The sequence below is a fragment of the Frankia sp. CgMI4 genome (assembly GCF_001756285.1).
In the GTDB taxonomy this organism is placed as follows: domain Bacteria; phylum Actinomycetota; class Actinomycetes; order Frankiales; family Frankiaceae; genus Frankia; species Frankia casuarinae.
The window spans coordinates 1-15,857 of the sequence record NZ_MAQZ01000082.1 but is presented as its reverse complement, the minus strand read 5'-3'; the positions used below and the strand labels follow the sequence as shown (position 1 = coordinate 15,857).

The 15,857-nt window shown below is 71.1% G+C and carries 6 protein-coding genes and 2 pseudogenes; 3 read left to right on the top strand and 5 right to left on the bottom strand.

Annotation, left to right across the window (positions count from 1 at the left end):
* Nucleotides 1-65: 65 nt before the first annotated feature.
* The 5 genes from Manayef4_RS15385 to Manayef4_RS15365 form a co-directional block, all read right to left on the bottom strand.
* Nucleotides 66-1,370, bottom strand: coding sequence for a TIGR02679 family protein (locus Manayef4_RS15385; protein WP_070132042.1), 1,305 nt, complete (start codon nt 1,368-1,370; stop codon nt 66-68).
* A complete protein-coding gene (locus tag Manayef4_RS15380; protein ID WP_070132041.1) occupies nt 1,367-5,698 on the bottom strand; it encodes a TIGR02680 family protein in 4,332 nt (1,443 codons plus the stop codon). Before Manayef4_RS15380 ends, Manayef4_RS15385 begins: the two co-directional genes overlap by 4 nt.
* A complete protein-coding gene (locus Manayef4_RS15375; RefSeq protein ID WP_011435533.1) occupies nt 5,695-6,963 on the bottom strand; it encodes a TIGR02678 family protein in 1,269 nt (422 codons plus the stop codon). The genes Manayef4_RS15380 and Manayef4_RS15375 overlap by 4 nt, the downstream gene beginning before the upstream one ends.
* Nucleotides 6,960-8,807 carry a TIGR02677 family protein gene (locus Manayef4_RS15370; protein ID WP_254665673.1) on the bottom strand — a complete coding sequence of 616 codons (1,848 nt, stop codon included), beginning with the start codon at nt 8,805-8,807 and terminating at the stop codon, nt 6,960-6,962. Before Manayef4_RS15370 ends, Manayef4_RS15375 begins: the two co-directional genes overlap by 4 nt.
* A gap of 973 nt (nt 8,808-9,780) precedes the next feature.
* Nucleotides 9,781-11,217 carry an FAD-binding oxidoreductase gene (locus Manayef4_RS15365; RefSeq protein ID WP_070132039.1) on the bottom strand — a complete coding sequence of 479 codons (1,437 nt, stop codon included), beginning with the start codon at nt 11,215-11,217 and terminating at the stop codon, nt 9,781-9,783.
* A gap of 376 nt (nt 11,218-11,593) precedes the next feature.
* Here Manayef4_RS15365 and Manayef4_RS15360 point away from each other — a divergent pair.
* From Manayef4_RS15360 to Manayef4_RS15345, 3 genes and pseudogenes are all read left to right on the top strand, one after another.
* Nucleotides 11,594-13,891: pseudogene (locus Manayef4_RS15360) on the top strand (helicase-related protein); the annotation flags it as partial.
* 967 nt (nt 13,892-14,858) lie between these two features.
* Nucleotides 14,859-15,158 (top strand): annotated as a pseudogene (locus Manayef4_RS23155) (zinc ribbon domain-containing protein); the annotation flags it as partial.
* A gap of 21 nt (nt 15,159-15,179) precedes the next feature.
* The coding region (locus Manayef4_RS15345; RefSeq protein WP_349257448.1) for a transposase at nt 15,180-15,857 on the top strand (678 nt) is incomplete at its 3' end.

The following is a 15,857-nucleotide window of genomic DNA, read 5'->3' as shown; positions in this document are numbered from 1 at the left end:
TCGCCGGGACTCTACCGGCCGCACCCTTGAGCGCCTGGCCTTTATCTACCGAGTGTTATCGAGTGTTACCAGGCGTGTGGGGCGCCGAGGTCGTTGATCAGCTCGGCGAGGACGAGTTCCTCGTCCACTCTGATCGCATGGTGCTCCAGCGCGGGGCGCAGGTCGGGGTCCCAGGCCGCGTCGACCGGCCGGCCAACCAGCTCGCCGCCGGTCACCGTGGTCAGCGCCGCCTGATAGGACCGGGCGTCGAAACGCCATGGCCGCCAGCCGATCCGTTCCCGCAGGCCGTTGGCGATGCGGATGCCGCCCCAGTCGAAGTCGCCATGGTAGGCAAACCGCGCGCCCTGGCCGGCGAGCGCCGCGAGCAGGCTGATGACGGCGGCCGACGGCTGGCCGTTCACGCACACCAGCGGCGGGGTGCGGCCCGCCAGCTCGTCGGCGGCGCTGGCCAGCACGATCGGATTCTCGCACAGGTACACCACTCCGAGGCCCACCCCGAGGTCGCCGCGGTCCTGGCCCGGGCCGACCTGGCGCAGAGTGAGCACGCAGGGCTCCCCCGCCTCGCGACAGATGGCCAGGATCCGGCCGGTCGGGCTGTCCGCCCCGCCCGGCAGACCCAGGCAGAGCACCGTGGACGACAGTTCGTCACGGTGCACCCCGACAGCGGCCCACGCGGCGCGACGGCCCGCGGCCGAGCCGTCACCCGCCGGGTGGGATCCGCCCAGTACCCGGGCCGCCGCCAGGGCCAGCGTCGCCAGCGGCCGGCCGTCGTCGAGCGCGTGCGCGTCACCGGTGCTGGTGGCGGCCAGCCGGCCCAGCGCCACGCCGGGTGAGGGCAACGCGTCGAGCACCCGGAGCAGGTCGGCGGCCAGCGGCCCCGCCGCGTCCGGGGTGCCAGCCAGCCGGCGCAGCAGGCCGGTGCTGTCCAGCCAGGACCGCCAGGGGGTGAGTTCGGGGCGCCGGGCGAGGAGGTCGTCCAGGGGCTGGTGCGCCTGCGCCCAGGCTCGTGACTGCGCCGCGGCCAGCTCCGCCCGCTCCGTGACATCCCCGGTGAGCTGGCGGACGGCGGCGGCGAGTCCGTCCGGCGCGGCGCCGCTGGACCGCAGCACCGCGTCGACCTCGTCCAACGACACGGACAGCGAGGCGCCGGTGCCGGCCCRGCGGCCCAGCAGCCGCTCGACCCCCCGCCGCTGGTCCGCGCTGGCCCGGCCGAGGGTGACCGTCCCGGTGAGCGGCCGGCCCAGCTCGATCCTGCGCCGCACCCGGTCGAGCAGCCACGCCGTGTGCTCACCGCCCAGCAGACGACGCAGCCGTTCCACATCGCGGGCGGCTTCCGTACCGCGGGAGGCCCCGGTCGACGACGCGCTCACTCGAACGGCAGGGGCTCGGTGTTGCCGCTCTGCGCCGGACGGAGCGGCTGGGGCTGGTCGGGTTGGTCGGGCTGGTCGAGTAGCTGGGGCTGGTCGGGTTGGTCGGGCCGCTCGGGCTGGTAGGGCACCGGCCGGTCGACGCGGGTGCGCTCGTGCCCGTCCCACCGCCACGGCGTGACGAGCACGGCATCGATGCCGTCCCGGCGGGACAGCTGCGCGATCGCCAGGCCGGGAACCTGCGGGTAGCAGCCCCACTCGCGCTCGCTGGTCATCACCACATCGAGGTCGAACGCGGCGAGCAGACCCAGGCACTTGGCCCGCGAGTCGTCGTCCACTCCGGCGAACGCCTCGTCCAGGGCGACCAGGCGGGGTGCGTGCCGGTTGCCGGAGGAGTCGTAGAACGACGAGGCAGCCGCGAACAGCGGCACCGACGCCGCGAGCACCCGCTCACCACCGGACGCCGGACCGCTCGCCGGCCGCCACTGACCGTCCTGGAACCGCTGCACAGCGAACTCGTGCCAGTCGCGGTAGTCCAGGGCACGGGTCAACTGCTCGGCCCATCCGCCGGTGGTGTCCGCGCTGTGCTCCCGGTTGATCTCCTCCTGGAGGAACGCGCCGACGGCGGTCCGCTCGGCGGGGCTCCAGGCGTCGGCCGTCTGCCGCAGCAACCGGTCGCGCACCGCGCCGAGCCCCTCGGGGGCGCTGCGCGCGACCCGCCACTGCAACCGCAGCCGCATGCCGGTCGACGTGGGCCGCTGCGCGAGGTCCGTGTTGATCCGGCGAACCTGGCCCTCGGCGTCGCTGATCAGTTCCTGCAGGGCGCCGGCCACCTCGTTCACAAGGTGGTTCTCCAGGATCTCGCGTTCCTTCGCGGACAGCAGCATCGCCCGCTGCCCGGTCTCCGTCTCCAACGCGGCGACCAGGGCCGGGATGTCCTGCTTGCGGCCCTGGAACAGGACGTCGACCACGATCACGCCGTCGGAGACGACCATCCCGACCGAGTGGCCGTGCCGGGACAGCGCGTCGGTGAGAACCTTGTGCTCGGCCGACACCCGCTGCTGCGCCAGCTCCCACCGGCGGTCGGTGTCGTCGACGTCGTCGAGGGCGGCGTTGACCGCCCGGGCGAGCGTGATCGCGGGGTACGGTGCCCAGCCGGCAGCCGGGTCCGGGATCTCCAGGTCCGGGACGGCGACCGCGAGCAGGCCGGTGGCCGCGAACGCCCGGAGCCTCGCGACAGCCGCCTCGCGTTCGGCCGCGGCGGTGGTGATCGCCTCCCGCAACGTCTCACGCCGGCCGTGAGCCCGGCCCCGGGCGTCGAGCGCATCCCGTTCGGCGGCCCGGGCCTGCTTCTCCCGCTGCCCGCACCGGTCGAGTTCGGTGTCGACGGCGGCCAGTTTGCGGAACAGTTCGTCGACGGCGGCGCCGGCCGTCTCGACCAGGACCCGGTGACGTTCGGCGGCCGCGTCGGCCTGCGTCTGCGCCTCGGCGACCGCCTCGGCGGTCTGTTCCTGGCGTTCCAGCGCGAGGGTGAGTTCGTGTTCCGCCTCGGTCGCCGCGCGGCGGGACCGGTCCAGCGATTCCGCCGCCGGCCACAGCGCGGCCAGCTCCGCCCGGTAGTCACCCAGGGCGTCCCGGACGTCGGCCAGCGCGGCCGGCTCCGCGGGCAGGCGCACGTCGCCGGCGAACTCCTCGGCCGCCGCCCGCGCCTCACCCGCGGCCTGCTGCCGGCGGGCCGCGACAGCGGCCGCCTCCTGGTGCTGGGCGTCGATCCGCCGCTTGGCCTTGTGCTCCGTGGCCAGCTGCGCGTGCGCCTCGCGCAGGTCGCCGTCGGAGGGCCGGGCCCCGTGCTCGGCGGCCAGCGAGAGCTGCCGGTCGGCCAGCTCCGCGGCGGCCGCGGCCAGCTCTTCGAGCCGTAGCTCGATCCGGGTCGCATCGGCGCGCAGGTGGTCGAGCCGGACCCGCCTGGCCGCCTCGCGGGCACCCTCACCGATGTAGCCGGCGGTTTCCTTGCGCCAACCGCCGGTCAGGACCCCGTTACCGAACCGGCCGTCCACGGTGACCCAGGTCTCGGTGCCCGAGGTCCTGTTGGCCGTCGTCCCGTTGGCCGTCGTCCCGTTGGCCGCCGGCCCGTGGACCAAGGAGCCGCCGGCCGGGCCGGGCCCGCCGCGCAGGCCGATCGTCGCGAGGACGGCGGCGACCGCGGTGTCGCTCAGCCGGGCCGCGCGTGCGTCGTCGCGGTCGATCGCCGGCGTGAGCACCGCGGCCAGCCCACCCCCCGGCGCCGGCCGCCCGGGCGTGACCAGAACGTCGTCGCTGACGGGGTCGTGCAGCCGCCCGTCCGGGCCGACCCAGGCGTCGAGGATCCCGGCGGCCTCCAGCGCCGCCTCGATTCCGGCCCGGTGCTCGTCGGGCACGCCGTCGACGAAGTCGACGACCTTCCACAGCGGGGCGCCGTCCCGGCCGTCCCGCCCGTGCTCGTCGCGGGTGTGCGGGGCCGGCGGCGAGTCGTGGCCACCGGCCGCCAGCCGCTCGATCTCCTCGGCGAGCCGTTCGAGTTCCCGCCGGGCGGCCGTCTGCTCGCCGTCGAGGACGGCCTGCCGGCGCCCGAGGTCGGCGGTGGCCAGCCGCGCCGCCCCGTCCACCGCGGTGGCGACCGGGTTGGACCCGTCGAGTGTGTCCACCCAGCCGGCCAGGGCCGCCAGCGCGGCGTCCGGGTCGGCCGGCCGCAGGTACGCGCAGCCGGCCAGGTAGGCCGTGCAGGCCACGACGAGGCCCGCCCCGCGCTGGGCGGTCAGGTCCTCGGCCGCCGCGATCCGCTCGGCGGCGGCCTGCTGCTCGGCAGTGATCCGGTCCAGGTCGTCCCGGGCCGCGCGCAGCGCCACGCCGGCGTCGGCCGCCGCGCGCAGCAACCCGTCGAGACGGTTCACGGCGGTGCCCTGCTGCCCGACCAGGGCCTCGGCGGATCGCCGGGCGTCGCGGTACGGCGGTTCCCCGCCGTCCAGCTCGGTGAGCACCGCGGCGTGCCGGCCGGTGACCAGGGCGGCCTCGGCCGCCAGCCCGGCGGCCCGGATCGCGGCGTCGAAGCCCGCCGCGTCGGCCTGGACCGTGCGTTCCGCACCCGTGAGCCGGCGCTTCCGGTCGCCGGCAGCCTCGGCCGCGGCCCGGCTGTCCCGCTCCCGCTGGGCGGCGAACCGGGCGAGCCGCCCGGCATCCTCCTCGGCGCCCCGCAGCGCCGCCGCGTCGCGCATCTCCGGGCTGTCCCGCAGCGCGTCCCGCCGGGCGGTCAGTGTGGCCTTCGCCTCCTCCACCTCGGTGAGCGCCTGCTGCGCGGCCGTCAGGGCCTCGACCGCCGCCTGATGCGCGGCGTCGGCCTCGGCGAGATCCCGCCCGTGCTGCTCGTAGCGGCTGTGCGCCTGCCGCGGCGGCGCGGCGTACCGCTTCGCGGCCACTCGGGCGTACCGGCGGTAATGGGTCAGGAATGCCTGCGCAGCCGTTTCCGCCTCGGCGAGGGCGCGCAGCGTCTCCCGTTCCTCGTCCAGACCCCGGAACGCCTCGGCCACGATGACCACGAGCGCGGGGTCCAGCGGCGGCAACGCCTCGGTGAGCGCCCGGGAGAGCAGCTTCTCGTCGGGCTTCTTGGACAGTTGCGGCTGGCGTAGCTGGATCAGGAGGTTGACCAGGGCCTCGTACCGGTGCCCGCCGAGACCGAACAGCGCTTCGTCCACGGCACGGCGGTAGTCCGACGCGGTGTCGTACACCGCGCCGTGGCCGTCGACGGCTTCTTTCAGTTTGTCCCTGGTCAGTGGCACCCGGGTCGGGCTGACCAGGGACAGCTGCGGACCGATCCGCTGGCGGGTCACGAAGAACCAGTGCCGGACGATGCCGCGCCCGCTGACCGCCTTCAGGCCGGYCCCGATCGTGCGGTACTCGGGGATGCCGTCACCGCCCAGCCGGCCGAACTCCAGCCAGGTGTAGCCGAGCCGCTCGGGATGCGGATGCYGGCCGCCCAGCAGCAGGTTCCATTCCATCCGCTTGTTGCGGTCACCGTCCGGTTCGACCCGGTGCGCGGCCAGCTCGCCGTCCAGCAGGAACGGCAGCGTCAGCGCCAGGACCTTCGACTTGCCGGTACCGTTGTTGCCCCGCAGCAGCAGCCGCCCGTCGTGGAAGTGGAACTCTTCCACGTCGTAGTAGAAGAGGTCGACCAGGCCGGCGCGCAGCGGCTGCCAGCGGTCCTCCCGGGCCGGTACGGGAATCGAGGCCGACGCCGGTGCCGGTGCGGGAATCGAGGCCGGTGCCGGTGTCGCGGGCATGCGGGTCGAGGTGCTCATCGGCGGCTCGTCTTCTTCCTTCTGGCCGGACCGCTTCTGACCGGGCCGGCGCCGCCCGCCCGGCCGTCGTGGATCGTCGGCGCCTCGACGGCGTAGCGCGCGATCGCGGGCCGGGCGAGCACTGCCGGCGGCTCGCCGGCCCGGCCCGGCACGTCCGTGACCAGCCGCAGCGCGCGCAGCTTGTCCAGCGCCATGGCGAGCAGCTCGGCGTCGGCACCCGGTTCGGTGACGCCCCGCCGCCAGTAGGTGGAATGCTCGGCCGCCATCTTCCGAACGTATCCACGCAGCCGGCCGACCGGCACCGGCTCCGCGGGATCCGGCCGGGTGGCGAGATACTCGGCGACTAGCAGGGTCACGTGGCCGTCGGTGCGCTGTTCCGGCATCCGTACGTCGGTGAGCTCGTCGTCGGGGTCGACCATCGCGATTCCCTCCGCGCGCATCTCGGCGATCAGACCGGTGGCGTCCTCGATCCGTCTGGTGATCGCCCGGCGCTGGCTGATCAGGTAGGCGCGCTCGTCCTCGGCGAGCTCGTCGTAATAGACGACGGGATCATCGAGCAGCCGGCGGGTCAACCGGCGGCGAAGCGACCGGTTGCGCAGGTCGTCGGTGTCGGGGACGGGCTCGTGGGTCAGCTCGGCGAGCCGCGCCCCGATGTCGTCGGCGTCGATGGTCGACGGGCCGCGGGTACCGGTCAGCAGCGACGCGAGCACCCTGCGGCGTACGTCGTACAACGCGTCGCCGCTGTCGCGCAGATAGGCGTCCTCCTCGCCGGCGACCCGATCCAGCACGCCGAGCGTGAGCAGCAGCCGGACCACCGCCACGAGGTCGGAACGTTCGTCCCGGCGGCTGAGGGTGAAGGTGACCCCGGTGCGGGCCAGTTCCGGGTCGCTCGCCGCGACCAGCACCCCTTCGGCCAACCGGCCGAGGGTGATCTGGGTGTCCGCCCCCTCCAGCACTGACAGCGCGAGGCACAGCAGGACGTAGCGGCGCCGCCCGAACGGCGCTCGGCCCTTCCCCTCCCGCGCCGGGTGCGTGTCGTCCTGGATGGTCGCCGCCGTCTTGAACAGCCGCGCCGATTCGGCGTCGACGACCAGCCGCCAGCCGGTTTCGGCGGCGAGCCACTCGCGCAGCTCGGACGCGTGCCGGCGGACCAGCCGCAGGACCTCGTCGTCCGCGCCGGCGGTGCGTAGCGGCCCGGCCAGCAGCGCGCGCAGGGCCCTGCGCCGCGCGGCCCGGTTCTCCTCGGCGACCGAGTCCGCCGTCATCCGGACACCCGTCCGGTCTCCAGCAGCTCGAGCCGGTCCGGCCCACCGGCGAGTACGACCGGAGCGAGGCCGTCCATCCGGCCATTCAGATCGTTTTGCCGGTTTCGGTCATTCCTGTCGTTCGAGTCGCTCCAGTCGTTCAGGTCGTTCAGGTCGTTCCAGGCCGCCGGACGCGATGCCGCACCGGCCAGGTCGACGATCTCGACGGTGTGTTCCGGGCCGTCCAGGACGCCATCCTCGGTCTCGATCCGCGCCAYCCCCCCGCCGGGGACGAGGGTGAGGCGGATCAGGACCGTGCCGTCGCTGGACGTGGTCTCCACCTCGGTATCGCCCGCCAGCCTGGCGGCGAGCGCGTCCCCGAGCAGGCCGAGGAACAGCCGGAACGCCTGCCGGTCCAGGACGCCGAGCTGGGACAGCAGCACTGGCCCGTCGGTGGCGAGCCGGGCCCGAGCGGACGCGGCCTGCTCCGCCTCCCGCGCGGCCTGCTCGGCGAGCAGCCGCCGCTGCCGCGCGCGGTCCGTGACCCGGTTCGGCGTTCCGCGCCGCTCGTAGGAACCGGTCCGGCGTAGCTGCGGGCTGATCCGCATCGGCGGCGCATCCTGCCACGGCGTGTTCGGTGTCGGCTCGTCCTCCTGCCAGGCGGCGACGGTCTCCTGGCTGACGGTGAGATGCCGGGCCGAGGCCAGGCCGAATGCGGCCCGCCACAGCCGGTGGGCCGCCGCGTCGTCAGGAGCCTCGGCAAACCAGCGAGCGAGCGTGCGGAAGTCCGCCGACCGGTCCGAACGGCCGGTACGGCGCTCGTTGAGTGCGGCGACGGTATCGATGAGCTGGGTGATCGCGGTGATCGCCGCGCCCCGCAACAACCGTGCCTGGGAGGGACGGCGTGAATCCGCCGACACGAACCAGTCGTGCAGGCCGCGCCAGCGGTTGCGCCAGCCGTCCAGGGCCGCGGCGACCGCGGCGTCGTAGGCGGTCCGAATCCGCTCAGCGTCGGTTCGCCCGGCTCCGGTCCGGCCGGAATCGGATGCCCCGGAGCCGGATGCCCCGGAGCCGGATGCCCCGGAGCCGGATACCTCGGGCACGTCGGGCACGGCGTCGGTCGCCTCCCGACGGGCCGCGAGTAGCAGCAGGCGTTCGACGCCGGCCCCCTCGACCTGACCCAGCAGGGTGGCGATCTCCGCGCCCCGGTTCGCCAGCTCGGCGATGAACCGGTTGATGTAGTCGATGAGCCGTTGCTTGTAGGCGAGGAACGCGTCCACGTCACCGTCCGAGAAGTCGATCACTCGGCGGAGGGACGTCATGAACGCCTGAGCGTTGTCGGCCAGTCCGGTGAACCGCTCCGCCAGCCCCAGCAGCAGCAGGTGTACCTTCGCCGGGTCGAGATCGGCGGCGTCGCCGGCCGTCATCTCCACCAGGGCGCGCAGCTGGGCGGCGATGTCCTCCAGCGCCACCGACTGCAGGGCGCCCCGGCGGCCGATCGCCACCTCGTAGACGGCGATCGCCTCCTCGGCCGCCTGCCCGGCCGGGGTCAGCTGGTACAGGTAGCGCGCCCGGTGGAAGTCCGCCACCGTGGTCACCCGGCCGGTGTCCGGGTCGGCCCGCAGGTTGCCCCACTCAACGAGCTTGTCCAGCGCGGCGACGATCGACTCGGTCTGCCCCGGCCGCCCCAGATCCGCGATCACGTCCTCGGGGCGCATGTGGACGATGAACCGGTCCCGCGCCCGCGCGAACGTCGTCAGCACCTCCCGGTAGACGTCCGCGTTGGGGGCGCTCAGGTGCGCGAACGGCTGCCGGGGCGGCGCATCACCGCCGGCTGCCGGCCCGGTCTGTCCGTCGCTCGTCACACCGCCCAGTATCGCCCACCATGCTACCGCGTGAACGGCGGGTGACCGGCTACCAGTGACACTGCTGGGGAAGACGGGAGTCTGCKGGGTCGTCGGTGGCTGAAGCGACGGCCGAGTCTGGMAGGCCTGGACCAGCACCTCGATGCCTCACCTACTCCGCGAACTGATCGACATGCTCGCCGCCGGACACCGGCTCTGCTTCTACCTACCCAGTAGGTCACAAACCATGAACTATCGATCACGGCAAATCGCCGTCGATTACGTTGGAGATTGCTGCGATTCACGTCATTGGTGAAAGGATTAGAGCCCGATGGCGGGGGTATCTCTGGCTCGCAATCCAGTGGGGAACTTCCCCGAGGAGATGGCGGTGCGACACTGGAGGGGGCGGAAATGGCGCTCAGGAAAAGCCCGAAGTATTTTCTGATGGTTGTGATCGTTGCGCTCGGGACAATTTTGTCTGCGGCTCCTTCGATGGCTTCTCCGCCGAGAAGCGCGCCTGGCGCGGTCCATCGCAGTGATGTACATTGTTATTGGCGCCATATGAGCGGTCACTGGGTCTGGAGGCATGGACACCGGACCTGGATTCCCCCGCGCACGGTCAGGGTCTGTCGCTGAGATTCCAATAAAACAGGCATCGATCGCAGGAATCCCTGCGGTCGGTGAGGAGATCTTTTAGAGACAAGTGTTCCGTCCTTGTGCGCTCGCGCGGGGACGGAACGCCAAGCCTCGGATGCCCGTTACAACGTCCGCCTCGCCCACGACCGAGGATGAAGAACTGTGCGCCGTGTGGGCCACGGCGCGCCAGCGAGCCTGGCCGGTCGTCTCGGTGGACGAGCGGGAGAGCCTACAGGAGACCCTGGAGATTCTCGCGGACAGTGATGCGGTGGCGTCGATCCGTCAGATGCGTGAGGAGATCGCCCGAAAGGTGGGGACGGTCATCAGCCCCAGCCCCAGCCCCAGCCCCAGCGCCGGCTCAGCTTTCGGCGGGGGGGATGTTGGGGTTGAGCCGGAAGCGGTTCTCCGGGTCATAGGTGCGCTTCACTCGCCGCAGCCGCTCGACGTTGCGCCCCCAGGCCCGTGCCCGGTCGGCGTCGTCGAGATCCGCGTCGCCGCCGAAGTTGAGGTAAGTGCCCGATGYGGCCCGAAGCCTGACGGCCTCGCCGTAGGCATTGCGCACCCAGCGGATGTTTGCGTCGTCTTCGGCGGGGTCCAGCCAGTTTCCGTCGATGCTCAGCAGGTACCGAGCGCTGCGGTCACCGAACGCGGTTTCGGTTGTCCCTACACGTGACATGGCCCCTCCCAGGAGAGGCAGGTGCACCATCGTCGTCGGGTGCGGGCGGTCGTGGCTGATGCGCGCCACGAACGTGGTCGCGTCCTCATCGAGTCTGTCCAGGTAGACGGACTTCCAGTAACTCTGGAGCCCACCCTTGGGGAAGAAGGGATCGAGGGAGGATTGCGCTGTCCGGTACGACCGGGCCTGGCTCATATCGGCAAGCGGCGCGCCAAACCCGGAAAGCGCCCGGCACGCTCGCTGACCCTCGTCCGGGGTGCCGGCATACAGGGCGGCCGTGATGAGCACGTCGCGGTTGTRCACGGCGGGCGGGAGCGTCGGTRCATCCGGCAGCGACCACAGGAGGGCACGGCTGGTGACCTCGTCAGGGACGGTGGACGTCCAGTCMTGCCAGCGGGAAAGCACCTCGGTAACGGCATCGACCGGGTGAACGATCATGCTATTCCAGACCATCGGGCCCAACGGATAGGCCTCGAACTCGAAGGACACCACCACACCGAAGTTGCCGCTCCCGCCACGCAACGCCCAGAACAGGTCCTCATGTTCGGTCCCGTCGCACCGTATGATCTTGCCGCTGGCTGTCACGACCTCGGCGGCGCGCAGCGCATCACAGGCCAGACCGTACTTGCGGTGGAGCCAGCCGATTCCGCCACCGAGTGTCAGACCCGCGACGCCCGTGGTCGACACGACCCCGCCAGGTACCGCGAGCCCGTACAGCTGCGTCTCACGGTCGACGTCGCCCCAGGTCGCACCACCCGCCACCCGCACACGTCGCTGATCCGGGTCGACCCAGACACCCCGCATCATCGACAGATCGATCATCAAACTGTCGTCGGCCGTGCAGGTCCCGGCGATGCTGTGGCCGCCGCCGCGGACAGCGACGAGCAGGTCCCGCTTGTAGGCGAGGCTGACGGCGTCGACGACGTCGGCGGTGCCGGTGCATCGGATGATCAGACCGGGTCTGCGGTCGAGCATGGCGTTCTGGACGACCCGGATGTCGTCATACCCCAGGTCGTCCGACGTCAGAACCTGCCCGCGGAAGATCGCGCGAATCTCCTCGACCGTCTCGTCCGAGAGCGTCTGCCGTTCGCCATCCAGCGTGAGTATCTGTGCCGACATCGAGCGATCTCCCCTCCGCGCCTGCCGATGTCTCCGGTGGGCATCGGTCTGCGTTACTCGCTTCTTACAGGGTGACGCCACGGCTGGATCGTCGCTAGCGTGTTCGTCCCGCAGGACGGCAGCCAGTTCGGCGAGTGCGGCCAAGATTGCCACTCCGAACCCGGCCCACCGCCATCCCGTCTCTGCGCCGGACAGCGGCGTGCCTGCGGAATTAGGAAGCTGGCAGGTCCGTCGCTGGCGCCTGGCGTGGCTGCCGGGGGTGCGGGCGCAGCCCGCCCCGGTCCGCCAGCGTGTCGGTGGCCGGGATCCGGGTCCKCGAATCGGACTGTCGGACCGCTCCAGTAGCGTTGGTCGGCTGTCTATCGGGAGGTCAGTCGTGCTGCTGGAAGGACTCAAGCCAGGGCTGCGCGTCGACGGGCTCATCCCCGCCGAGGTCGTCACGGTCATTGCCGCGCAATGGCACGGTTCCGACGCGCTCGAACTGACCTACAAGACCGCCGCCGGCGGCCTCGGCCAGCAGGTCGTGTTCCGCAAGGACCAGGACAAGCTCAGCGTCGCCCAGACCGGCAGCCGCGCCTTCGATGCCAACGCCAGCGACTTCAAACTCGTGGCCGAGGCGCAGCGCATCTCGCTGGCCGGGCTCTTCGACCCGATGCTCGCCGTCGCCACCAGCGACGTGCAGCCCCTCCCGCACCAGATCCGCGCGGTGTACGGCGAGCTGCTCCCGCGTACCCCGCTGCGCTTCCTGCTCGCCGACGACCCCGGCGCCGGCAAGACGATTATGGCTGGCCTCTACCTCAAGGAGCTGCTGCTGCGCGACGACGTGAAGCAGTGCCTCATCGTCGCGCCCGGYGGGCTCGTGGAGCAGTGGCAGGACGAGCTCTTCTTCAAGTTCGGCCTCCGTTTCGATCTGCTGACCAACCAGCTCATGGACTCCCAGGTCAACCTCAACGTCTTCGAGACCAACCCGCTCCTCATCGCACGAATGGATCAGCTCTCCCGCAACGAGCAGCTCCGGGCCCAGCTCAGGGAGACCGAGTGGGACCTGATCGTCGTCGACGAGGCCCACCRCATGGGCGCCCACTACTTCGGCGGCAAGCTGGAGAAGACCAAGCGCTTCCAGCTCGGGGAGCTCCTCGGCGAGATCACCCRCCACCTGCTGCTGATGACCGCGACCCCGCACTCGGGCAAGGAGGAGGACTTCCAGCTCTTCCTCACCCTGCTCGACAGGGACCGGTTCGAGGGCCGGCAGAAGAAGACCACGGACACCAGCGGGATCATGCGCCGCCTGGTCAAGGAGGAGCTGCTTACCTTCGAGGGCAAGAACCTCTTCCCCGAACGTGTCGCCGAGACCGTTCCCTACGAGCTGACCGCGTTGGAGTACGCCCTCTACGCGGACGTCACCCACTACGTCCGCGAGGGGATGAACCGGGYCGACCGGCTCGGCGGCAAGCGCAAGAACACCGTCGGCTTCGCGCTCACCGTTCTCCAGCGGCGACTCGCCTCCAGCCCGGAGGCGATCTACAAGAGCCTCGTCCGCCGTTCCGAGCGCCTGGAGGGCAAACGGCAGGAGATCCTCAACGGCACCTACCGCGAGTCCGAGCCGACCGTCGACCTGGGCGAGATCGACGAGGACGGGTACAACGCCGAGGAGATCGAGGAGCTGGAGGAGGACCTGCTCGACGCTGCCACCGCAGCGCAGACCGTCGAGGAACTCAACGCCGAGCTGATCGAGCTGGCCGAGCTGGTGAAGACCGCCAAGATCGTCCGCGACGCCGRCACCGACCGCAAGTGGACCGAGCTGTCGAACATCCTCCAGGACGAGGTGCTGACCGCCGACGCCAACGGCTGGCCGCGCAAGCTCATCATCTTCACCGAGCACCGCGACACCCTCGACTACCTCCGGGCCAGGATCGGCTCGCTGCTCGGCAAGCCCGACGCGGTCAGGGCGATCCACGGCGGCGTCCGCCGCGGCGAGCGTCGCCAGATCACCGAGGAATTCACCAAGAACCGCGACGTCCAGATCCTCCTGGCGACCAACGCGGCTGGGGAGGGCCTCAACCTCCAGGCTGCCCATCTGATGGTCAACTACGACCTGCCGTGGAATCCCAACCGCATCGAGCAGCGCTTCGGCCGCATCCACCGCATCGGCCAGGACAAGGTCTRCCGACTGTGGAACCTCGTGGCCTCCAACACGCGGGAGGGTGAAGTCTTCACCCGTTTACTGGCCAAGCTCGACCAGATGCGCCAGGATTACGGCGGCAAGGTCTTCGACGTCCTCGGTGAAGCCTTCACCGAGACCCCGCTGCGCGCCCTCCTGCTCGACGCCATCCAGTACGGCGAGCGCCCCGACGTGAAGGCGAAGATGCACGAGGTCATCGACGCCAGCGTCGGCGATGGCCTCAAGGACCTGCTCGACGAGCGGGCGCTCGCCTCAGAGCACCTCGCCGAGGCCGACCTCCAGCGGCTCCGCGCAGCGATGGATGAGGCCCGGGCCAAGAGGCTCCAGCCGCACTACGTCGAGCTGGCGTTCAAGGCGGCCTTCACCCGTCTCGGTGGCCGGATCRCCAGGCGTGAGCGGGGGCGCTACGAGATCGCGAACGTGCCCCAGCACCTCCGCTCGGCCGGCAGGGGACCGATCGCGACGAAGTACGACCGCGCCACCTTCGACCTTGCCCACTGCGATCATGGCTGCAAGGTGGTTCGTTGGTTGATCGAGTTMCGGCCTRTGCTTCGGATGTCTTGYTTCCCGTCGGTAATGCTACGAAACGCGCGCGAATACCCACRCACTGTCGGTACCGTACCGGCGCGACACCTAGATCCGAGGAGCGGCAGAGCCAGACGAGGAGGGCCGTCGTGGCGATGAAGGTCAAGGTGGGCAACTATGCCTATCTGTGGGACGGTGCTGAGCCCCTCGTGCCGGGGGACCTTGTACTCCTGCCCGAGAACTGGCTCAGTCCCAAGATCCATGGTCCTGGACCCTTCGAAGGCACCGTGACCGCTGTCGGAAGTGACTATGACGGTCCGATCTCGCGGATCATCGCCAAGATCGGGCACGATCMGGAGTGGAAGCCACCTGCGTCGTACATCCCACCCGCACCGCGTGTGTYCCTCATCCACGAGGGTCGGTATCGAGTGGCCCTGGCCGAGTACGAACGGCAGCGTGACGAGTGGCGCCAGCGCGCAGGCGGGTCCCCGTCTGATCCGGTGACCGTCGAGCGGGCCAGGCTCGTCGCGTGCCCAAAGTGTGGTGCTCCTGAGTCAAGCCCGTGCACAGATGCCACGAAGCCCCGAAAAGCGAACCATCAGGAGCGGGTCCGTCGCTTCCGCGAGTGGATGGAGGAGACCCATCCTCGATTTCCATGGCACGGAGCGCCGTAGCTGCCAGTCTCGGCCTGATGAATTTTGCATGATGTGCGAATTCCGAGAATAGTCATGCGGACTCGATGCGGCGGATCCAATTTTTGCCGTCAGCGGCTACTCCTTCGAGAATATGGATCGTGTGTTGGAGGCCGCCGGCGTCCTGGGGGCGGCTGGCCACCGATGCCGCAGTTTCGTCCTCCGTTAATTCATCGGGTGCGGATTCCGTCGTTTTCATCTGGATTTTTTGGCCGTTCATCAGGGCGAGCTGGAACTTCTGTGTCGCGGACCGCTGGTATCCAAGCTCGAAGACCTGTTCCGACTGCGGCYGGCGAAACCCAGGCCTCACCCTGTCGGACCGTATCTTCGCCTGCCAGTCCTGCGGGCTGGTAGGCGACCGCGACCTGAACGCCGCGGTCAACCTGTCCAACCTCGTCGCCGCCAGTACGTCGGAGACAGTAAACGCCCGTGGAGCCGACCGTAAGACCCCGTCCGCGGGGCGGGCGGCTGGGAAACGGGAACCCGGTACGGCTCCGGCCGGTCAGACCGGGAGTGCCTCACCGCAAGGTGAGGCGGCATGAGCGCCGCTATCGGGCGCTCTTATGCAACGGCTGCTGACCGACGGCAAGCGCAAGAGCATGGTCCCGATGGCCGCCCGCCTCGGTGTGGACCCTCAGCAGCTGCAGCAGTTCGTCACCAGCTCGACCTGGGACTACCGCCAGGTCCGGCGGCGCCTCGCCGGCTGGGCGGCCGGGTTCTGCGACCCGGTCGCGCTGGTCGTGGACGACACCGGCTTTCCCGAAGGACGGGCCGCCTCCCCCGGGGTGGCCCGGATGTACTCCGGCACCCTGGGCAAGGTCGGGAACTGTCAGATCGGGGTGTCCGTGCACGCGGTCACCGACTGGGCGTCRGCCGCGGTGGCCTGGCGGCTGTTCCTCCCGACCTGCTGGGACGACACCACCCTGACCGACCCGRCCGAGGTCGCCGCCGCCCGGGCCCGGCGGGAACGGGCCGCGATCCCCGACAAGGCGCGGCACCGGGAGAAATGGCGGCTCGYCCTGGACATGATCGACGAACTGGCCGGCTGGGGCATGCCTGTGCGGCCGGTCGTGGCGGACGCCGGCTACGGCGACGCCGCTGCCTTCCGCCAGGGGCTGACCGACCGGAACATCCCCTACGTGCTGGCGGTGAAGCCGACCGCGACCGCCTACCCGGCCGACGCGGTGCCGGTCACCGCCCCCTACCCGGGAAACAGCCGGCGGCCCACACCCGCCTACCCC

What these genes read in the sequence shown, in the direction of transcription:
- Manayef4_RS15375 (WP_011435533.1), bottom strand. Translation starts at nt 6,963, where the DNA reads ATGACGGCGGACTCGGTCGCCGAGGAGAACCGGGCCGCGCGGCGCAGG.